The organism is Massilia sp. CMS3.1 (assembly GCF_051262535.1).
In the GTDB taxonomy this organism is placed as follows: domain Bacteria; phylum Pseudomonadota; class Gammaproteobacteria; order Burkholderiales; family Burkholderiaceae_D; genus Telluria.
Genome location: NZ_JBIMES010000001.1, coordinates 745,984 through 764,650 on the forward strand (window position 1 = coordinate 745,984; position 18,667 = coordinate 764,650).

Consider the following 18,667-nt stretch of genomic DNA (forward strand, 5'->3'; position numbering starts at 1 on the left):
TCACGGCCTCCAGAGGGCATTTTTCAGCGGGACGATGGTTTCGAAGACGCGGTAGCGGTAGCAGCGCCAGTCGACGCCGTCCCCAGGCACGGCCACGTCGACCTTGATCGGCTCGGGCTTGACCTCGAATGGCTCGGCGCTGGCGAAGACGGTCGGCGCGATGGCCGTTGCGCTGCAGGCGCCGCCTGCGCCCGGCCGCTCGCGCGTCTTGCTGCGCGCGACGACGGCAATGCGCAGCGCCGCCATGTGCTCGTAGTCGCCGGCACCACCCAGCACGGTGTCGCCGTCGGCGTCGATCATCGTCGCCGACCACTGGCCGACGCGCAGGCCGTCCTTCGGTGTGAAGGCGGCCCCGCTGCGCGTGTCGAAGCCATACTGCGCCTTGATCGAGACGATATTGTCGGCCACCGTTGCGGGCGCCCCGCTCGATCCGGCCATGTCGGTCGAGCGCAGTTGCAGGAAACCGTTCGCGACCGACCAGGTGTGCAGCGACAGCGACGCCGCCGGCCCGAGGTTGAAGACGCGCGTCGTGGCGCCGCTGAAATTGCCGCCGAGAGAACCGCTGGCGTAACGAAAGCCCCTGCCGCCGGCTATGGCCAGCTTCGGCGTGCCATCCGGAGCGCCTGTTACCTGCGTCAGCGCGCACTGGCCGCCCTTGTTTTCCGGCGCCACGACGACGACGTCGCCCGTGGCGAAACCGAAGGGTTCGCGGTCGAGGTCGAGGTTGGTGCCGCCGATGTAGTTGGTCACCATGCGCACCGTGCCGGTGCCGCTCATCGAACTGCCCGAGTACAGGCTGATGCGGTCCGACCCGGTGCCGCCGGACTCGATGATGGCCGCCGCCAGCGGCCTGACCGTGGCCGCGCCGCGCGGAGCGCCGGCGAGCACGAAGCCGTCGGCGTCGGTGAACCGGGTATCGCACCCGAGCAGGATCGGGTCGTTCAGGCCGAAGCCGGCCTGCTGGGCATCGCCGCTGATCGAGAACATTGCCAGCATCCCGTTCTGCATCGAGTCCGAGCTGCCCAGGGCCGATGACTTGGCCTGCTCCGAGCCGGTGATCAGGCGCGTGGCGAACACCAGCGCCAAGAGGCCGATAGCGACGCTGACCAGCAGTTCGACGACGGAAAAGCCGCGGGCGCGCACAAGGGTCGATGGCATCGCGTCCCCCTAGATCCAGGCGCGCACGGCGTGCCGGTTGGCCGGGGCGTCGGCTTTCCTCTGCCAGCCGATCGTGATCGCCACTTCGCTCGGTGCCTTGGCGCCGGTGCCGGCGGTCACCGTCACGGTGACGGTCGCGCCGGGAATGCTTTTCCGGGTCGCGGTGTACCACGCCAGCAGCCGCTCGCCGGGCTGGCCACCGGCGGCCAGCGCGTAGTCGTCCAGGTGGCCGGTGTCGGTGGTCATCACGCCAATCAGGCGCTCGGCGGCAATGGTCGCCTCGGAGCGCATGCCGGCATCCGACAGGGCCGAGTAGGCGCGCGCCTGCAGGCCGATGGTGCCGAGCAGGCCGATCGCCAGCAGCAAGGCGGCGATCAAGGCTTCGAGCAGGGCGACACCCTGCTGGCGACGGAGAGGCAATGGGGTCATGGCGGGCACCTCTGTGGGTCGGTTGCGGCAACACCGGGTTTGCAGCGGGTGGCGATGCCGGCCAGCGTCAGCACGACCGCGGTCGCGGGGGCCTGGCCGGTCATCTTCGTGGTGGGTGTCAGGTCGACGCGTTCGAGGCGCGGTGCGATGGCGGGATTGACCCAGCCGAGCGGCGTGAAATACACCGCGCGCGCGTCCGCGGGACCTGGAACCAGCGCCAGTTCGGCGCCTGGAGGCAGCGCGTCGGCGCGGCGCAGCACCGATTTGAAGCCCACGGTGCCTGCCGGGTCTGCGCTCGCGGCCTCCGTGGGCGTCGACCAGTTGCCGCTCTCCTCGTCGCAAGGCGTCTCCTGGCGCGGGAAGCAGATGTCGACCTGCCAGTCGAACTGGCCGTTGCCCGCATTCGCGAGCAGTACCAGGCGGCTGGCGCCGTTGTGGGTGAGCGCCTGGTTGCGCGCCAGGGAGAAGCCTTCGGCATAGAACTGGCCGGCGGCCGCCACCTTGCCGGCGTAGATCCAGGCATTCATGCGCGGCATGCCGATCGACAGCACGACGCCCAGGATCGCGAGCGCGACCAGGGCTTCAAGCAGGGTGAAGCCGCGAACGGCTGCTGGGCGCATCATGTGCCCTACTGGCTGCACTTGCCGCTCTTGTCGCGCACCCAGCATGCGGCGCTCGTGGTCCATCCGCCCGGCACGCCGGTGGTGGCGCGCTGGCCATTCTGGTCGATCGTGAAGACGAAGCCGAGGGTGGCGTTCTTGCCGGTGGCCGTGATCAGGTAGGCGGTCTCGGTCGCGCTGGCGACGGCAAACGTGAAGTTGTCGGAATTGGCCGGCAAGCCAGTGAAGCCGGCGTAGGAATTCGTGTTCGACCAGTGCTGCTCGGCCGCCGGCTGCACGCCCGCCAGGCCGGAATAGGCATCCGTGAGGCGCGAGCGCAGCACGTAGTTTCCGTAATTCGGAATGGCGATCGCGGACAGGATGCCGATGATGGCGACCGTGATCATGAGCTCGATGAGCGTGAAGCCAGCCTGTGGTTTCATGTGGTTTCCCGAAGGTTGGACGCGCCGCTGGGGAGCGTCACGCCGGAAAGAAAAGTTTCCTTGGGAGAATAATAGCGCAGCAAGCTTGCATTTCCCTGAGGAAATGCTGACGGGAGGCTGACAGTTACGGAATTGCTGCCGAGGGAAATGCGACCGTAAACACGGCGCCGCCGTCCTGGGCATCCGACAGCGTCAATTCGGCGCCGTGCAGGTTGGCGATGTCGCGCACGATCGCCAAGCCGAGGCCGCTACCGGTGGTGCCCTCATCGAGCCGCACGAAGCGTTCGAACACCTGTTTGCGCAGGTGCGCGGGGATACCGGGCCCGTTATCCTCGACCCGCAGCATGTTGCCTCGAGCGCCCTGCGGCCTGCAGCTGACGGTAACGCGCCCGCCCGGCGGCGTATAGCGCAGCGCATTGTCGACCAGGTTGTCGACCAGGTCGCGCAAGAGAAAAGCGTCACCCTGCACGATTGCCTTCTCCAGCTCGAAGCCGAGGTCGATGTCGCGCCTGGCTGCCTGCTCGACGAGCCCCTGGATGCTTTGCGCTACCAGATCCCGCAGATCAAGCGGCGCCAGGCGTGCGCGGGCAAACCGGTTCGGTTCGGCGCGCTCGAGCGACAGCAACTGGTTGGTCTGGCGGATCATGCGCTCGTTCGCCCCCAGCATGAGTTCGACCGAACGGCGCGTGTCGGGATCGTGCGGGTGGCGCGCGGCCAGCCATTCGAGCTGGAGGCGCAGGCCGGCCAGGGGCGTGCGCAGCTGGTGCGCCACGTTCGCCCGGAACTCGTCTTGCGCGCGCGCGCCCAGGTCGATCCGTCCCAGCAAGGCATTGAAGGCGTCGACCACGGGAACCAGTTCGCGCGGCATGCCGCTATCGTCGAGCGGGGCCAGGTCGGCACTCCCCCGAGCATCGAGCCGCGCGCGCAGGCGGGCCAGGGGCGCCAGGCCGTTTCCGACCGAAAACCAGACCAGGCCGACCAGCGCCAGGCTGAACAGCACTTCGAGCAGGACCAGGGAGCGCACGATGGCCGCGCGCACCTCTTGCCGCGCGCGGGTGGTGCGCGCCAGGCTGACGCGCTGTCCGTTCGAGCCGGCGACCTCGGCCACGGCAACGCGCACCGGCTCGCCGTACAGGCGCGCGTCGAGCATGGTGTTGCGTGGTGTCGCCGGCAGCCGTGGCGAACCGGCAAGCAGTCGCCCCCTCGCATCGTGCAAGGCGGCCCAGCTGGCCTCTCCCGCGCCGTTGTCAGCCTGAACCGATGCGAGCGCGGGCACTCCTCCGGCATGCACGCGGGCGGCGAGCGCAGCGGCGTCGAGGCGCAAACTTTCGTCGAACGCGAGCTGGGCGGGGGTCCAGGCCAGCAAGTAGGTGAGCGCTGCGGCGCCCAGGTTGACGACCAGAATCGGGCCGACCAGCCACTTCAGCAGCCGGACCCGGATGCTGGTCATGCCGCAGCGGCCGCTTCCAGCAGGTAGCCGAAACCGCGGATGGTGCGCAAGGCCAGGCCGGCGCCATCGAGTTTGATGCGCAGGCGCGAGACATAGACTTCGACGGCGTTCAGGGTCAGGTCCTCGCCCCAGGGTGCGATGGTGTCGATGATCTGCTGTTTCGACACCACCCTGCCCGCCTGCTGCAACAGGTATTCGAGCACCGCCCATTCGCGTGCCGACAATTCCAGGGGCCGCTCGGCTATGCGCGCGCGCCGCGCCCCCGAATCGAAGACCAGGTTGCCAAGGGTGAGGATGCCCGTCTTCGGGGCGTTGCGGCGGGCCAGGGCGCGAATGCGCGCGACCAGTTCGGGCGTGGCGAACGGTTTCACCAGGTAGTCGTCGGCACCCAGCTCGAGGCCGCGCACGCGGTCTTCGATGGCATCGCGCGCGGTCAATAACAGGACCGGGGTACTGTCGCCGCGCGCACGCAGGCGGCGCACCACGTCGAAGCCGTCGATGCCGGGCAAGCCGATATCGAGGACCGCCACTTGTGGAGGATTGCGCTGCAATTGGGCGTCGGCCTGGAGGCCGTCGACCGCCAGTTCGACCTGCATGCCGTGGCCCTGCAGGGTGCGGGTCAGGCCATCGGCCAGGACGGCGTCGTCTTCGACGAGTAGGACATGCATGCGCGGACAGTAGGATAAATGGTGGCGAACCTGACCATTATGGAGCAAATGTTTGCGCTACTTAAAGAAAAGACCTGATCTACATCATCTTTCCCAGTAGGACTGGACTGACACGACACCATGCATACTGCCTACACGGGGGCAACCCCGAGTCTTATGTTCGCCAACAGACGGAAGCCGTATCGTACACACATCGCGATTGAGTTCTTGTCAACACAGTGTCAACAAGGTCTCTGGTAGTCGCACTTCATGCAGTACGTTAGATTAGAGGACAGAAAATGAACAACGCTCAACTCGGTGGTGTCACGCAAAAAGCACAATCGGCCAACCAGCTTCTTTCGGCCAAAGAGGATATTAAAGCGGCGTCCCGTCCAGTTGTCAGTTTCAGCGGCACCCAGCAGAACGAACTGCTGGCAGCCCTTCCCCGTCATGATCTGGAGACCCTGTTCGAGCACCTGGAACTGGTTCCTATGCCATTCGGTAAGGAACTGTTCGAGTATGGCAGCAAATTGGAATACGTGTATTTCCCTACAACCTCAATCGTCTCGCTGCTGTATGTCATGGAAGACGGCGCCACCACCGAGATCGCCGTGATCGGCCACGAAGGTGTGGTTGGTGTGTCGCTCTTCATGGGCGAGCGCGCCATGTGCAGCGCCGTGGTCCAGAGCGCCGGCTACGGTTACCGCCTGAAAACCCAATACCTGCGTGACGCCTTCAACCGCGGCGGCGCCCTGCCCCAGCTGTTGATGCGCTACACCAACGCCCTGTTCGCCCAGATGGCCCAGAACGCCGTCGGCGGTCGCCACAGCTCGATCGAACAGAAGCTGTGCCGCTGGCTGCTGGACCGCCTGGACCGTTCACCAGGCAACGAGCTGAAAGTGACCCAGGAACTGATTTCGATCATGCTGGGTGTGCGCCGCGAAAGTATCACGGCAGCGGCCGGCAAGCTGCAGGATGAAGGCCTGATTCAGTACCGCCGCGGCAACATCACGGTGCTCGACCGCGCCGGCCTGGAAGAGTATGCCGGCGAATGCTACAAGGTCGCCAAGACCGAATACGACCGTCTGCTGGAAGACGTCGCCCGCTAATCAAGTATCCCCTCGCAAAAAGGGCGCCAAGACGGCGCCCTTTTGTTTTATGGACAGGTTCAAGCTGCAAATCTTCCCAGGTCATCATTCCCGATGGGCGGCGAGACCTGCGATGGGGCCGCCGGCACCAAGGCGACGGCGCCCGCTCCATTGCCCAGTATCGGAATCCGGGCCAGCACGCAGGTCCCTACCCCATTGATCCCACGGTCGACATCAAGTTTCCCGCCTAGCAGCAAGGCGCGCTCACGCATCCCCAATAAACCGTGCGACTTCGACCGCGTCAGCGCGTCGGGCGCGATACCGACGCCGTCGTCGCTGACCTCGAGCGCGAGGCTGTCGCCTTCGCGCGCCAGGTGGACGATCACGCTGCGCGCCTGGGCATACTTGGCGATGTTGTTGAGCGACTCCTGCACGATGCGGAACAAGGCAATCGCATGCATCGGCCCGGCACTGTCGACGTCGCCGTCGATCAACACGTCGCAGTTAAGTCCGGTGATCCGCGCATAATCCTCGCAATAACTCTGGAGTGCGGCGGCCAGGCCGAGATTATCGAGCAGGCTCGGGCGCAAGTCTTCGACAATGCGGCGCTTCAATTGCACCGTGTCGACCAGGGTTGCGCGCGCGCGCGCCAGCATGGCTGCCAGATCGGGCCGGCCCGTGCGCAGTTGTTCGCCGACGGTGGCCAGGTCCATGCCGATCGCCGTCAGGTTGGCGCCCATTTCATCGTGCAGCTCGCGCGCCAGGCGCGACCTTTCTTCTTCCGACACATGGATCAGGTGGCGCGACAGGTCCGACAACTGCTCGGTACGGCGCGAGACGGTCGACTCGAGTTGCTCGTTCGCCAGTTGCAAGGCCTCTTCGGCACGGGAACGCGCGGCAAAACTGCGCTGCACCAGCTGGTAGAACAACAGGAGCACGATGATCGCGGCGGTGTTGATGCCCAGGCCCAGGATCACCGCGTGACGGTATTCGTCGTAAAAGGCGGCGCTGCGCGCGTCCAGCAATTCGTTCTGTTCGCTCAGCATGACCACGACCTGAAAACGGATCTCGTCGGTGTCGCCGTCGGTTGCCGCACCGGTAATGATCAGGATTTCCTTCAGTCCGCCGTCGCGGTAGATCGTCAGGGCTTCGTCCATCATGCGCAACTGGTGCTCGACCAGCATACGCAGCTGGGCCAGGTTCTTTTGCTGCGATGGATTGTCGGCCAGCAGCAAGCTGAGTTTGCGTAATTGGGTGTCGATCCTGGCTGGGGCGCCCTGCACGGTACCGAGATAGCTGGGCGAATTCGAAAGGAAATAACCCCTCAGATTGCTTTCCGCATCGGTGACGAGCAGGTTCAGGTGCTGCAGTTCATCGGTCACCTTCGCCGTTTGGTCTTGCAGCGAATTGGCGGCCTTCATGCCATCGAGGTTGCGCAACAGGCTGATGCCGTTCGCCAGCAAGATTCCCACGACAGCAAAGCACAGCAGGGTCTTGTAGAGCGGCAGCGAGCGGGCGCGTTTCGGGAGGGGATCGGTGGAGAAATACATCTGCTGGGTTCCTTTTACGCAACTTTCCGGACCGGGCTGATTATAGTCCCTGTGAGGCTTGAGTGCAGCCCGGCAATCTTGTTGTGGAGAAGGGATAAGACAGATGTGCGGCTGCGGCCGGGACCGTGGACCGTCACATGATGACGGTATGGCACGGGCGGACGTTGCGCGATGACGCACGTGCGGCCAGGGCCGCGGCGCCGGCCATTGTTGGCCGACAAGGGCGAGCGCCGGAAGCGCTCGCAAACCTGTCAGTCGAGCAGGTTGTTTTTCATGGCGTAGTAGGTCAGGTCGCTATTCGACTGCAGGCCCATCTTTTCCATGATGCGGGTACGGTAGGTGGACACGGTCTTGATTGACAGCGACAACGCATTTCCGATATCGGACACCGTGGCGCCCTTGGCCAGGCGCAGGAATACCTGGAATTCGCGGTCCGACAGCTCGGTGTGCAGGGCCGTGTTCGGATCGCGATCGAAGCTTTGCGCGAGCAATTCGCCGACGGTCGAGCTCACATAGCGGCGGCCCTGGAACACGGTGCGCACGGCCGTCTTCAGCTCGTCGGCATCGCATTCCTTGTTCAGGTAACCGTTGGCCCCCATCTTGAACAGGTTCAGCGCGTACTGCTGCGCCGGATAGCCGGAGAGAATCAGCACCGGCAGGTTCGGCTGGCCCTGGCGAATGGTACGCAAAATGTCGATACCACTCTGGTCGGGCATGGCGATGTCGAGCAGCAGCACGTCGCAAATCTCGCGACGTGCAATGTCCAGCGCCTCGCGGCCGGTGGCGCCTTCAGCGACGACTTCGAAATCGCCGGACGAGGAGAAAATCTGTTTGAAACCTGCTCGAACTATCTGGTGATCGTCACAAATGGCAACGCGTATCATTGTCTTCCCTTATATTTTCCTGGCACAGGAAAGTGCCGGGGAAAGCTCACCCGGCTGTCTTGCGTTGGTATCCAAGCCGCATGTAACATTTTAGCACTCATGCGCCCTTCTACAACAGGTGCACCTGCAGCGTTAACACTACATTAAGTCGGTGGGACGGCCTGCTTCACGAGGGCCAGGATGTCGAGCAGTTCCAGGCGCAGCTTGGCCGTATCGACGACGGGCGCTTCTTCGACCTGCACTTCCTCGATGCCGCCGGCCAGGTTGCTGCCTCGGCTGTCGAGCTTGTTGCGTGCACCGCTGATCGTGAAGCCCTGTTCGTAGAGCAGTTCGCGGATGCGCCGGATCAGCAGCACTTCATGGTGCTGGTAATAGCGGCGGTTACCTCGGCGTTTGACTGGCTTTAGCTGAGTAAATTCCTGCTCCCAGTAACGCAGCACATGCGGCTTGACGCCGCATAATTCGCTGACTTCGCCGATCGTGAAGTAGCGCTTCGCCGGGATCGGCGGCAGCGCGGTCAGTTCAGTCTTGTTGAGGCGATCGTTCATGGCTCACTTATTGGCACTTAGGCAGCGCGCGCCAGGGATGCCGGACTGGTTTCTTCAACCATGCCCTTCAGTTTCTGGCTGGCGTGGAACGTCACGACGCGGCGCGCCGTGATTGGGATCTCTTCCCCGGTTTTCGGATTGCGGCCCGGCCGCTGCGGCTTGTCGCGCAACTGGAAGTTGCCGAAGCCTGACAGCTTGACCGCCTCGCCGCGCTCGAGCGCGTTACGGATTTCGTCGAAGAAGGTCTCGACCATGTCCTTGGCTTCGCGCTTGTTCAGGCCGACCTGCTCGAAGAGCAGCTCGGCCAGCTCGGCCTTGGTCAGGGTCGGCAGGTCCTTTTCCGCTTCTTGTCGTACCCGCGCTACCTGCATCGCGCGATGCAGGTCGGCCGCCAGTGCTTCCTGGAATACGGCCGAATCAACGTCGTTATTATTAATTTTGAAACCCTGCCTTCGATGTGGACATGTTTTGGACGAGTTTGAAACTTAGCCGCGCAATTTTGCGCTGTGTTTTTCTCTTGCGGCCTCAGCCAGAGAAGCCATGACGGCCTCTACAACATCGTCCTGCAAGGTCGATTGAGTATCTTGCAAGCTAAAGCGGAAAGCAAGCGATTTTTCGTCCGCTTCCAGACCCTTGCCGCGGTATTCATCAAATAAAACAATGGCTTGCACGATCTTGCCATTCGGGTGAGCAGCGGCGGCAAGCGTGAAAGCATCGATCACGGCCTGGGCCTGGACGCTTTGTTTCACCACCAGCGCGAGGTCGCGCGTAGCGCCCGGGAACTTCGAAATCTCGGTGTACACCGGGACCACACGGGACGAGAGCGCATCCGCATCGACCTCGAACAGGACCGGTGCCTGGGCCAGGTCGTATTTCTGCAACCAGCGCGGATGCAGTTCGCCGATGAAACCGACAAGGCGGCCATCGAGCTCGACATTGGCGCAGCGGCCCGGATGCAGCGCCGGGTGCTCAGCCTTGACGAAGCGTACCACACGCGGGGAAAACAGCGCTTCCAGGTCGGCTTTCACGTCGAAGTAGTCGACCGCACGGGTTGGCACGCCCCACTGCTCGTCAAGCGCCGGACCGTAGGCCATCGCGGCCACGCGTTTCGGCTGCTCGAAGCCCGCCACCGACAATGGGCCGTCAGCAATCGCTTCGTTGCGCTTGAAGATCGCGCCGATTTCAAACACGCGCACACGCCCGGCTTTTCGGTTCAGGTTGTAGCGCACATTGGCCAGCAGGCCGCCGATCAGCGTCGAGCGCATGGTGCTCATCTGGCTGGCGATCGGGTTCTGCAGCTTGATCGGCGCTTCGTTTGCGGCGAAATCCAGCTCCCAGACGCTTTCCACGAAGCTCATGTTGACCACTTCCTGGTAGCCGAGGTCGGCGACGCGGTGGCGGATGGCAAACAGCGAGCGCGTATTCTCCGGCTCGATGAGCATTGCACTCGGCGCCACTGGCGGGTTGGCAGGAATGTTCTCGAAGCCATAGACGCGCGCGATTTCCTCGATCAGGTCTTCCTCGATCTCGATGTCGAACCGGTACGAAGGCGCGGTGACGGCAAAACGGCCCGCCTCATGCGTGAACGGCAGGTGCAGGCGCGTGAAGATGTCGGCAACCATCTCGTCGGTGATGGCCACGCCAATCACTTTTTGCGCGCGCGCCGTGCGCAGCACGACCGGAGTGCGCTGCGGCAGGTTCGCAACCTGGTCGTCGACCGGGCCGACTTTTGTCGACTCGGTGCCGCAGATCTGGACGATCAGCGCCGTGATGCGCTCGATGTGTTCGACGGTCGTCGCGTAATCGACGCCACGCTCGAAACGGTGCGCCGCATCGGTCGAGAAATTGAATTTGCGGGCACGGCCCTGGATCGCGTTCGGCCACCAGAAGGCCGCTTCCAGGTAGATGTCGGTCGTGTCGAGCGTGACCGCGGTCGAATCGCCGCCCATGATGCCGGCCAGGGACTCGATTTCTTTCTCGTCGGCGATGACGCCGACCCACTCGTCGACCTCGACCGTATTGCCGTTCAGGAGTGTAAGGGTTTCGCCTTTCCTGCCCCAGCGCACGTCCAGGCTGCCGTGGATCTTGTTCATGTCGAACACGTGCGATGGACGGCCGACTTCCAGCATGACGTAATTCGAGATATCGACCAGGCTCGATACCGAGCGCTGGCCCGAGCGTTCCAGGCGCTGCTTCATCCACTCCGGGGTGGCGGCACGCGCGTTCAGGCCGCGGATCACGCGGCCGGTGAAACGACCGCACAGGTCCGGGGCGGAAATTTTTGCCGGAAGGATTTCGTCAGAGCTCACTGGCACCGGGACGGTGGTCGGCAGGTGCAGCGGCGTACCGGTCAGGGCCGACACTTCGCGCGCCACGCCCAGCACCGACAGGCAGTCCGCCTTGTTCGGGGTCAGCTTGATGGTGAACTTCAGGTCGTCCAGGGCGAGGTAGTCGCGGATGCTGGTGCCGACGGGCGCATCCGCCGGCAGCTCCATCAAGCCGCTGCTCTCTTCCGAGATTTTCAATTCTTTCGCTGAGCACATCATGCCCTGCGACTCGACGCCGCGCAGCATGCCGACCTTGATCTCGAAGGGTTTGCCGTCCGCGCCCGGCGGCAGCACGGCGCCGGCCTTGGCGCAGATCGCTTTCATGCCCACGCGCACGTTCGGGGCGCCGCAGACGATGTTGAGCAAGGTGCCCGTGCCAACGTTCACCTGGCACACGTTCAGGCGGTCCGCGTTTGGATGCCTGGCCACTTCGACCACCTCGGCCACCACCACGTTCGAGAAAGGCGGCGCGACCGCCTCGACCTCTTCGACTTCGAGGCCGGACATCGTCAGCAGGTGGGACAGCGCATCCGAAGACAGTGTCGGATCGACCATGGAACGGAGCCAGTTTTCAGAGAATTGCATAATCTTGCCTTCAGCTGCAGGTGATTGTTATTAGTTGAACTGCTTCAGGAATCGAAGATCGCCTTCGTAGAACAGGCGCAAGTCGTTGATCCCGTAACGCAGCATCGTCAGGCGCTCGAGGCCGGAGCCGAACGCGAAACCGATGAACTTTTCCGGATCGAGCCCGAAGTTGCGCACCACCGTCGGATGCACCTGGCCGGCGCCGGAGACTTCCAGCCAGCGGCCCTTCAAGGGGCCGGAACCGAAAGCGATGTCGATCTCGGCCGACGGTTCCGTGAACGGGAAGTAGGATGGACGGAAACGCACCTGCAAGTCGTCAGTCTCGAAAAAGGCCTTCACGAAATTCAGGTACACACCCTTCAGGTCCGCGAAGGAAATATCTTCGCCGATCCACAGGCCTTCGACCTGGTGGAACATCGGCGAGTGAGTGGCGTCGCTGTCGACGCGGTAAGTGCGGCCCGGCGCGATCACCTTGATCGGCGGCGTGTGGGTGCGCGCGTAGCGCACCTGCATCGGGCTGGTGTGGGTGCGCAGCAGCAGCGGCTTGCCGGTGCTGTCATTGCCCTCGATATAGAAGGTGTCCTGCATCGAACGCGCCGGATGGTTTTCCGGACTGTTCAAGGCGGTAAAATTGGTCCAGTCGGTTTCGATTTCCGGGCCGTCGGCGACGTCGAAGCCGATCGAGCGGAAGATCTGCTCGACGCGTTCCCAGGTACGCATCACCGGGTGGATGCCGCCCATGGCGCGGCCACGGCCCGGCATGGTGACGTCGATCGCCTCGAGGTTCAGGCGCTCTTCGAGTAAGGCGTTCGCCAGCGCGTCGCGGCGACCGGTCAGTGCCCCTTCGATTTTTTCTTTTGCGGCATTGATCAGGGCGCCCTGCGCCTTGCGCTGGTCAGGGTCGAGCTTGCCGAGACCCTTCATCAGTTCGGTCACCTGGCCGGTCTTGCCGAGGTATCTTGCTTTTGCGTTTTCCAGCGCGGCTGCATCGGGCGCAGCGCCAAAGTCAGCCTGGGCCGAGACGACGAGTTCTTCCAGCGAGTTCATGCGGTTTTTCCTGTTTTGATGGTGGCGGGAGCCACAGGGACCATAGTCGGTTTAACAAGGCCCCACAATCAAAAACGGGGCACAGGTCTTTTAATAACCTCTGCCCCGCTCTTTTTGCGCCGCATCGCTGCAGCGCTATTTACCAGCAGACTGCTTAGGCAGCCAGCTTGGACTGAACGGCAGCGACAATCGCGGCGAAAGCCGGCTTGTCATGCACTGCCATATCGGCCAGGACCTTACGGTCCAGTTCAATCGCGGCTTTTTTCAGGCCGTTCATGAACACGCTGTAGGTCATGCCGTGCGAACGCGATGCTGCGTTGATACGGGTGATCCACAGTGCGCGGAAGACGCGCTTCTTGTTGCGGCGGTCACGGTATGCGTACTGGCCAGCGCGCATGACTGCTTGCTTGGCAACACGGTATACTTTTGAGCGACGGCCACGGTAGCCTTTTGCGAGCTCAAGAACTTTCTTATGACGGGCCCGTGCGGTAACCCCACGTTTTACTCTAGGCATATTAGCTCCTTAGTGTGAGATTAAGCAGTTGGCATCATGCGGTAGACGCTCGTCACGTCTGCTGCATTGATGTTACGGGTGCCGCGCAGCTGACGCTTGTTCTTGGTGGTCTTCTTGGTCAGGATGTGACGCTTGAACGCCATACCCGATTTCACAGTACCGCCCGGACGCACGCGAAAACGTTTTTTCGCGGAGCTTTTGGTTTTCATTTTTGGCATAGTCATCTGTCCTTTTCACGGACAGCCTCATATCTAACAGGATTGCAGGTGGCAACATGGTGTCGCGCTTAGATGCCTGCTTTCACTTGTTTTGCAGCAGACGCTAATTCCGCTACAACCTGCTTCGAAAAACAGGAACCGCAGATTCTAACAGGTTTGTGTGAATTAGGATAGCAACGGACTAGCTTGCATCCAGAGGAACGATTCCTAAAAACGACACAGGGCCGAGCCCGATATCGCAGCACACGCTGCAACATCGGACCCGGCCCGTCTTACTACGAAATCGGAGAATTATTTCTTCTTTTTCGGAGCAATGATCATGATCATCTGGCGACCTTCCATCTTCGGGAACTGCTCGACCTGGCCATACGGCTCCAGGTCACCCTTCAGACGTTCGAGCATACGAAAGCCGATATCCTGGTGCGCCATTTCGCGACCGCGGAAGCGCAGCGTGATCTTGGTCTTGTCGCCTTCGTCGAGGAACTTGATGAGGTTACGCAGCTTGATGCTGTAGTCGCCTTCATCCGTACCTGGACGGAATTTGACTTCCTTGACCTGGATGATCTTCTGCTTCAGCTTGGCCTCGTGGGCCTTCTTCTGTTCCGAGTACTTGAATTTGCCGTAATCCATGAGGCGGCAGACCGGTGGAACCGCGGTCGGCGCGATTTCCACGAGATCGACATTCTTTTCCTCGGCCAGACGGAACGCGTCAGCCAGGCTCACAATGCCCAGCGGCTCGTTGTCCACCCCGGAGAGACGCATTTCCGGGTGATTGATTTCGCCATTGATACGATGCGACGACTTGTCAGTAGCTATGTTGTTTCCTTTTAATGTCTGAATAAACCGGCCGGCTTACTTGGCTTTACTTGCAACTTCGCCAAGCACACGCTCGATCAGGGCATCGATGGACATGGTGCCCAGGTCGACATTGCCCCGTGCGCGCACGGCCACGGTGTTTGCTTCACGTTCCTTGTCGCCAACAACTAGAATATATGGCAACTTTTGGACGGAATGTTCACGTATTTTAAAGGTAATTTTCTCATTCCGCAAATCAGCGTGAACGCGCAGGCCCGCCTTCTTGAGGCGATCCTGCACTTCCTTCACGTAATCGGCCTGGGCGTCCGAGATATTCAGCACCGCCACTTGCACCGGCGCCAGCCACAGCGGCAGCGCGCCGGCGTAGTTCTCGATCAGGATGCCGATGAAGCGCTCCATCGAGCCGACGATCGCGCGGTGCAGCATGACCGGCACCTTGCGCGTGTTGTCTTGCGCAACATACTCAGCGCCGAGACGGCCCGGCATCGAGAAGTCGACTTGCATCGTGCCGACCTGCCATGGGCGGCCCAGGCTGTCCTTCAGGTGGTATTCGATCTTCGGGCCGTAGAAGGCGCCCTCGCCCGGCAATTCCGTCCACTCCACGCCACAGGCGCGCAGGGCCGAACGCAGCGCCTCTTCGGCCTCGTCCCAGACTTCGTCGGTGCCGATGCGGCTGTCAGGACGCAGGGCCAGCTTGACGTCGATATTCGTGAAACCGAAGTCGTCGTAGACTTCCATCGCCTGGGCGTGGAAGGCCGTCACTTCCGCCTCGATCTGCTCTTCGGTACAGAACACGTGGCCGTCGTCCTGGGTGAAGCCGCGCACGCGCATGATGCCGTGCAGCGCGCCAGAGGACTCGTTGCGGTGGCACTGGCCGAACTCGCCATAGCGCAGCGGCAGGTCGCGGTAGCTCTTCATGCCCGAGTTGTAGATTTGCACGTGGCCCGGGCAGTTCATCGGCTTCAAGGCATACGAGCGGTTCTCCGACTCGGTCGTAAACATGTTCTCGCGATAATTGTCCCAGTGACCGGTCTTCTGCCACAGGGTGACGTCGAGAATCTGCGGCGCTTTTACTTCATCGTAACCGTTGACCTGGTATTTGTGACGCATGTATTGCTCGACCTGCTGCCAGATCGTCCAGCCCTTCGGATGCCAGAAGATCAGGCCCGGTGCTTCTTCCTGGAAGTGGAAAAAATCCAATGCCTTGCCCAATTTACGGTGGTCGCGCTTTTCCGCTTCTTCCAGCATGTGCAGGTATTGCTCCTGGTCTTCCTTCTTCGCCCAGGCGGTGCCGTACACGCGCTGCAGCATCTCGTTGTTCGAGTCGCCGCGCCAGTAGGCGCCGGCCAGCTTCATCAGCTTGAACACTTTCAGCTTGCCGGACGATGGCACGTGCGGGCCGCGGCACAGGTCGGTAAAGCTGCCTTCCGAATACAGCGAGACATCCTCGCCGGCCGGAATCGAGGCGATGATCTCGGCCTTGTAGTCTTCGCCGATCGACTTGAAATAAGCCACGGCTTCGTCGCGCGGCAACACCTTGCGGGTGACCGGCTCATCCTTCTTGGCCAGTTCCCCCATCTTCTTTTCGATCTTCGCCAGGTCGTCCGGGGTAAACGGGCGCTTGTAGGAGAAGTCGTAATAGAAACCGTTTTCGATGACCGGGCCGATCGTGACCTGCGCATCCGGGAACAGTTCCTTCACTGCGTGCGCCAGCAAGTGGGCGGTCGAGTGGCGGATCACGTCCAGGCCTTCCGGGTCGCGGTCGGTGATGACCGCAAAATCCGCGTCCTGCTCGATCAGGAAGGAAGTATCGACCACCTTGCCGTCCACCTTGCCGGCGAGGGCCGCCTTGCCAAGGCTCGGGGCGATACTCGTCGCTACCTGGGCGACCGTCACGGGGCCGTCGAACTGACGGCTGGAGCCATCGGGAAGTCGCACGTTAAGCATAGTGATCTCCATGTGGCGCGCCGCGCCGAGAAAGTTGAAAATGTAGAAAGCTGAATGTAATGGACGAAAAAAAACGCGCACCAGGCGCGTTTGTTTCAGTGTGTTGAGCAAAAGAACACAATACCGCGTCTAGCGATTCCCCCACAACCAGGTTGTAGTTCGCGGTGTCATAACCGATGACGCCTTTCTCGCTCTTACTCAAAGTATTCTGGTGGGCGGTGCAGAATTCGAATCTGCGACCCCTTGGATGTCGACCAAGTATTCTAACCAGCTGAACTAACCGCCCAATGAGGTGCATTATAGGGGCTGCGCCGGCGTCGTGCAAGGCTTGTGCGGAATTAGTCACGAGGCGGCGGAGTTGCGCCCGGACTGGGCGCTTCCCTGCGCCTGCTATCCATTACACTGCCGGCTGTTCCAATTGACCGAATGTCCCATGTCCTCCGATCACGCCGCACCGACCTCCGATCACCTGCACGCCCACCTCGACGGCGACGCCAGCCACGGCCATTTCATCGAGGCACGCAGCCAGAAGGCGCTCGCCATCGCGCTCGTGATGACGCTGCTGTTCGCCGTGATCGAAGTCGTGACCGGCTTCATGTCCAATTCCCTGGCGCTCATTTCGGACGCCGGCCACATGGTGACCGACGCCGCCGCCCTGGGCCTGGCCCTGCTGGCGCAGCTGATCGCCAAGCGTCCGCCATCCTCGCGCCATTCCTTCGGGTTTGTCCGCGCCGAGGCATTGGCCGCGTTTGTGAACTGCCTGGCGATGCTGCTTCTCGTCGCCTGGATCGTGGTCGAAGCGGTGCAGCGCCTGGCGCATCCGGAACCGGTGCAAGGGGGCGTGGTGCTGGTGGTGGCCGCGATCGGCGCCTGCATCAACATCCTGGTCGCCTGGGTGCTCTCGCGCGACACGCAGAGCATCAACACGCGTGCGGCGCTGGTGAACGTGATGGGCGACCTGCTCGGCTCGGTCGCCGCGATCGCCGCCGGCGGCATCATTTATTTCACGGACTGGGTACGCATCGACCCGATCCTGTCGATCTTCGTCTCGCTGCTGATCCTGAAATCGACCGGGGGCATCCTGCGCGAGTCCTATCACTTCCTGATGGAGGCCGTGCCGCACGGGATCGATTACCTGCAAGTGGGCGCCGACCTGGCCGAGGTCGACGGCGTGCTGTCGGTGCACGACCTGCACGTCTGGGACATGTCGCCCGGCCACCCTGCCCTGATCGGCCATCTCGAGATCGTCGATCTGGCCGAATGGCCGGCTGTCCTGCGCCGCGTGAAAGAGATGCTGCTCGAGCGGCACGGCATCGACCACGTCACGCTGCAGCCGGAAGCGGAGGGCGGCCTGCCGCTGGACGCCGGTCATTGTAAGCCTGCGCTTACCCCAAGCGGGCACACGCGCCGATAGAGCCCGGCGTGGTCCTCGGCCATAATCGGGTCATGAGCGAACTTACCGAACGTGTATTCGATTCCCTGGTCATCGGCGGCGGACCGGGCGGGCTGACCGCGGCCATTTACCTGCGCCGCTTCACCCGCAACATTGTCGTCATCGACAAGGGCAACAGCCGCGCCGGCCTGATCCCGGTGTCGCACAACTATCCGGGCTTCCCGGAGGGCGTACCCGGCACCCAGCTGCTGAACAACCTGAGCTGCCAGCTGAACAACTACGGCGGCGAGGTGCTGCGCGGCGAGGTCACCGATCTGCGCCTGGAGGACGGTCATTTCGTGGGCGACTATCTCGACGACGCAGGCGACACCCACGCCATTCGCGCCCTGACCGTGCTCCTGGCCACCGGCGTGGCCGACGTCGGCCTGCCGATCGAGAACTGGCGCGAAGCCGTGGCTTGTGGCGCGGTGCGATTGTGCCCGGTCTGCGACGGCTTCGACGTGATGGACCGGCGCATCGCGGTGGCCACCAGCGAAATCAACCCAGTCGGGCATGCCCTCTTCATGCGTTCCTTCAGCGCCGACGTCACGCTGTTCGACCGCAGCGAAGAACCGATCCTGAGCGATGACGAGCGACGCCAGATCACGGCAGCCGGGGTGCACTACATCGAGTCGCCGCTGCTGGGCGTGACGATGAGCGAGGACATGAAGCCGGTATTGAATACGGCCGATGGCGAGAGCCGCGAGTTCGACGTGTTCTATCCGATACTGGGCGAGTCCGCCAGGTCAGGCCTGGCCTCGTCGCTGGGCGTGGAGACCGCGGAATGCGACAAGATCGTGGTCGACGATCATCAGCGCACCAGCGTGCCGGGGCTGTACGCGATCGGGGACGTGGTGCGCGGCTTGAACCAGATTGCGGTGGCGGCGGGACAGGCGGCGATCGCGGCGACGACGATTCATAATGCCTTGCCGTGGACCTTGAGGAGCAAGGTGAAGTCGTAAGCACGATTCGGTGCTGTGTTCTT

Annotated in this window: 19 protein-coding genes and 1 tRNA gene; 3 read left to right on the forward strand and 17 right to left on the reverse strand. The window is 62.6% G+C overall.

Annotated elements, in window-relative coordinates:
• The 6 genes from ACHAC9_RS03295 to ACHAC9_RS03320 all read right to left on the reverse strand — a co-directional run bounded on the left by ACHAC9_RS03295 (position 1) and on the right by ACHAC9_RS03320 (position 4,747).
• Complete coding sequence (locus tag ACHAC9_RS03295) at positions 1-1,158, reverse strand: PilW family protein (RefSeq protein ID WP_435757096.1); 1,158 nt, start codon at positions 1,156-1,158, stop codon at positions 1-3.
• Positions 1,159-1,167: 9 nt separating this feature from the next.
• Positions 1,168-1,587, reverse strand: a complete 420-nt coding sequence (locus ACHAC9_RS03300) for a hypothetical protein (RefSeq protein WP_435757098.1) — start codon at positions 1,585-1,587, stop codon at positions 1,168-1,170.
• On the reverse strand, positions 1,584-2,210 hold the full coding sequence (locus tag ACHAC9_RS03305; protein WP_435757100.1) for a pilus assembly FimT family protein: 627 nt from the start codon (positions 2,208-2,210) through the stop codon (positions 1,584-1,586). The genes ACHAC9_RS03300 and ACHAC9_RS03305 overlap by 4 nt, the downstream gene beginning before the upstream one ends.
• A gap of 5 nt (positions 2,211-2,215) precedes the next feature.
• Complete coding sequence (locus ACHAC9_RS03310) at positions 2,216-2,629, reverse strand: type IV pilin protein (RefSeq protein ID WP_435757101.1); 414 nt, start codon at positions 2,627-2,629, stop codon at positions 2,216-2,218.
• Between the two features lie 124 nt (positions 2,630-2,753).
• The gene (locus ACHAC9_RS03315; protein ID WP_435757103.1) at positions 2,754-4,079 is read right to left on the reverse strand and encodes an ATP-binding protein; all 1,326 of its coding nucleotides are present in this window, start codon (positions 4,077-4,079) and stop codon (positions 2,754-2,756) included.
• The gene (locus ACHAC9_RS03320; protein WP_435757105.1) at positions 4,076-4,747 is read right to left on the reverse strand and encodes a response regulator transcription factor; all 672 of its coding nucleotides are present in this window, start codon (positions 4,745-4,747) and stop codon (positions 4,076-4,078) included. The genes ACHAC9_RS03315 and ACHAC9_RS03320 overlap by 4 nt, the downstream gene beginning before the upstream one ends.
• A gap of 278 nt (positions 4,748-5,025) precedes the next feature.
• Between ACHAC9_RS03320 and ACHAC9_RS03325 the strand changes: the two genes are divergently transcribed.
• The gene (locus ACHAC9_RS03325) at positions 5,026-5,835 is read left to right on the forward strand and encodes a Crp/Fnr family transcriptional regulator (protein ID WP_435757107.1); all 810 of its coding nucleotides are present in this window, start codon (positions 5,026-5,028) and stop codon (positions 5,833-5,835) included.
• Between the two features lie 59 nt (positions 5,836-5,894).
• On the opposite strand, the gene ACHAC9_RS03330 is transcribed toward ACHAC9_RS03325, so the two are convergent.
• The 11 genes from ACHAC9_RS03330 to ACHAC9_RS03380 all read right to left on the reverse strand — a co-directional run bounded on the left by ACHAC9_RS03330 (position 5,895) and on the right by ACHAC9_RS03380 (position 16,536).
• Positions 5,895-7,364, reverse strand: a complete 1,470-nt coding sequence (locus ACHAC9_RS03330) for a CHASE3 domain-containing protein (protein ID WP_435757109.1) — start codon at positions 7,362-7,364, stop codon at positions 5,895-5,897.
• A gap of 251 nt (positions 7,365-7,615) precedes the next feature.
• Complete coding sequence (locus ACHAC9_RS03335) at positions 7,616-8,248, reverse strand: response regulator (RefSeq protein ID WP_056334485.1); 633 nt, start codon at positions 8,246-8,248, stop codon at positions 7,616-7,618.
• Between the two features lie 143 nt (positions 8,249-8,391).
• Entirely contained in the window at positions 8,392-8,796 is a 405-nt protein-coding gene (locus ACHAC9_RS03340) for a MerR family transcriptional regulator (protein ID WP_435757111.1), read from the reverse strand.
• A gap of 17 nt (positions 8,797-8,813) precedes the next feature.
• Complete coding sequence (locus tag ACHAC9_RS03345) at positions 8,814-9,167, reverse strand: integration host factor subunit alpha (protein ID WP_435757113.1); 354 nt, start codon at positions 9,165-9,167, stop codon at positions 8,814-8,816.
• A 114-nt stretch (positions 9,168-9,281) separates the two neighbouring features.
• Positions 9,282-11,708, reverse strand: a complete 2,427-nt coding sequence (gene pheT / locus ACHAC9_RS03350; RefSeq protein WP_435757115.1) for a phenylalanine--tRNA ligase subunit beta — start codon at positions 11,706-11,708, stop codon at positions 9,282-9,284.
• 30 nt (positions 11,709-11,738) lie between these two features.
• Positions 11,739-12,755: a phenylalanine--tRNA ligase subunit alpha gene (pheS, locus tag ACHAC9_RS03355; RefSeq protein ID WP_435757117.1), complete on the reverse strand. Its 1,017-nt coding sequence runs from the start codon at positions 12,753-12,755 to the stop codon at positions 11,739-11,741.
• Positions 12,756-12,909: 154 nt separating this feature from the next.
• Complete coding sequence (gene rplT, locus ACHAC9_RS03360; RefSeq protein ID WP_435757119.1) at positions 12,910-13,269, reverse strand: 50S ribosomal protein L20; 360 nt, start codon at positions 13,267-13,269, stop codon at positions 12,910-12,912.
• A gap of 20 nt (positions 13,270-13,289) precedes the next feature.
• Complete coding sequence (gene rpmI, locus ACHAC9_RS03365) at positions 13,290-13,487, reverse strand: 50S ribosomal protein L35 (protein ID WP_435757121.1); 198 nt, start codon at positions 13,485-13,487, stop codon at positions 13,290-13,292.
• Between the two features lie 291 nt (positions 13,488-13,778).
• Positions 13,779-14,327 carry a translation initiation factor IF-3 gene (gene infC, locus ACHAC9_RS03370; RefSeq protein WP_435757243.1) on the reverse strand — a complete coding sequence of 183 codons (549 nt, stop codon included), beginning with the start codon at positions 14,325-14,327 and terminating at the stop codon, positions 13,779-13,781.
• A 12-nt stretch (positions 14,328-14,339) separates the two neighbouring features.
• Positions 14,340-16,250, reverse strand: a complete 1,911-nt coding sequence (thrS, locus tag ACHAC9_RS03375) for a threonine--tRNA ligase (RefSeq protein ID WP_435757245.1) — start codon at positions 16,248-16,250, stop codon at positions 14,340-14,342.
• A 209-nt stretch (positions 16,251-16,459) separates the two neighbouring features.
• Positions 16,460-16,536 (reverse strand) — tRNA-Val (locus tag ACHAC9_RS03380).
• A 147-nt stretch (positions 16,537-16,683) separates the two neighbouring features.
• On the opposite strand from ACHAC9_RS03380, the gene ACHAC9_RS03385 reads away from it, so the two are divergent.
• Positions 16,684-17,664 carry a cation diffusion facilitator family transporter gene (locus ACHAC9_RS03385; protein WP_435757123.1) on the forward strand — a complete coding sequence of 327 codons (981 nt, stop codon included), beginning with the start codon at positions 16,684-16,686 and terminating at the stop codon, positions 17,662-17,664.
• A 32-nt stretch (positions 17,665-17,696) separates the two neighbouring features.
• Positions 17,697-18,644, forward strand: a complete 948-nt coding sequence (locus ACHAC9_RS03390) for an NAD(P)/FAD-dependent oxidoreductase (protein WP_435757125.1) — start codon at positions 17,697-17,699, stop codon at positions 18,642-18,644.
• Positions 18,645-18,667: the final 23 nt, after the last annotated feature.

What these genes read in the sequence shown, in the direction of transcription:
- ACHAC9_RS03295 (WP_435757096.1), bottom strand. Translation starts at nt 1,158, where the DNA reads ATGCCATCGACCCTTGTGCGCGCCCGCGGCTTTTCCGTCGTCGAACTG.
- ACHAC9_RS03300 (WP_435757098.1), bottom strand. Translation starts at nt 1,587, where the DNA reads ATGACCCCATTGCCTCTCCGTCGCCAGCAGGGTGTCGCCCTGCTCGAA.
- ACHAC9_RS03305 (WP_435757100.1), bottom strand. Translation starts at nt 2,210, where the DNA reads ATGATGCGCCCAGCAGCCGTTCGCGGCTTCACCCTGCTTGAAGCCCTG.
- ACHAC9_RS03310 (WP_435757101.1), bottom strand. Translation starts at nt 2,629, where the DNA reads ATGAAACCACAGGCTGGCTTCACGCTCATCGAGCTCATGATCACGGTC.
- ACHAC9_RS03315 (WP_435757103.1), bottom strand. Translation starts at nt 4,079, where the DNA reads ATGACCAGCATCCGGGTCCGGCTGCTGAAGTGGCTGGTCGGCCCGATT.
- ACHAC9_RS03320 (WP_435757105.1), bottom strand. Translation starts at nt 4,747, where the DNA reads ATGCATGTCCTACTCGTCGAAGACGACGCCGTCCTGGCCGATGGCCTG.
- ACHAC9_RS03325 (WP_435757107.1), top strand. Translation starts at nt 5,026, where the DNA reads ATGAACAACGCTCAACTCGGTGGTGTCACGCAAAAAGCACAATCGGCC.
- ACHAC9_RS03330 (WP_435757109.1), bottom strand. Translation starts at nt 7,364, where the DNA reads ATGTATTTCTCCACCGATCCCCTCCCGAAACGCGCCCGCTCGCTGCCG.
- ACHAC9_RS03335 (WP_056334485.1), bottom strand. Translation starts at nt 8,248, where the DNA reads ATGATACGCGTTGCCATTTGTGACGATCACCAGATAGTTCGAGCAGGT.
- ACHAC9_RS03340 (WP_435757111.1), bottom strand. Translation starts at nt 8,796, where the DNA reads ATGAACGATCGCCTCAACAAGACTGAACTGACCGCGCTGCCGCCGATC.
- ACHAC9_RS03345 (WP_435757113.1), bottom strand. Translation starts at nt 9,167, where the DNA reads ATGCAGGTAGCGCGGGTACGACAAGAAGCGGAAAAGGACCTGCCGACC.
- pheT (WP_435757115.1), bottom strand. Translation starts at nt 11,708, where the DNA reads ATGCAATTCTCTGAAAACTGGCTCCGTTCCATGGTCGATCCGACACTG.
- pheS (WP_435757117.1), bottom strand. Translation starts at nt 12,755, where the DNA reads ATGAACTCGCTGGAAGAACTCGTCGTCTCGGCCCAGGCTGACTTTGGC.
- rplT (WP_435757119.1), bottom strand. Translation starts at nt 13,269, where the DNA reads ATGCCTAGAGTAAAACGTGGGGTTACCGCACGGGCCCGTCATAAGAAA.
- rpmI (WP_435757121.1), bottom strand. Translation starts at nt 13,487, where the DNA reads ATGCCAAAAATGAAAACCAAAAGCTCCGCGAAAAAACGTTTTCGCGTG.
- thrS (WP_435757245.1), bottom strand. Translation starts at nt 16,250, where the DNA reads ATGCTTAACGTGCGACTTCCCGATGGCTCCAGCCGTCAGTTCGACGGC.
- ACHAC9_RS03385 (WP_435757123.1), top strand. Translation starts at nt 16,684, where the DNA reads ATGTCCTCCGATCACGCCGCACCGACCTCCGATCACCTGCACGCCCAC.
- ACHAC9_RS03390 (WP_435757125.1), top strand. Translation starts at nt 17,697, where the DNA reads ATGAGCGAACTTACCGAACGTGTATTCGATTCCCTGGTCATCGGCGGC.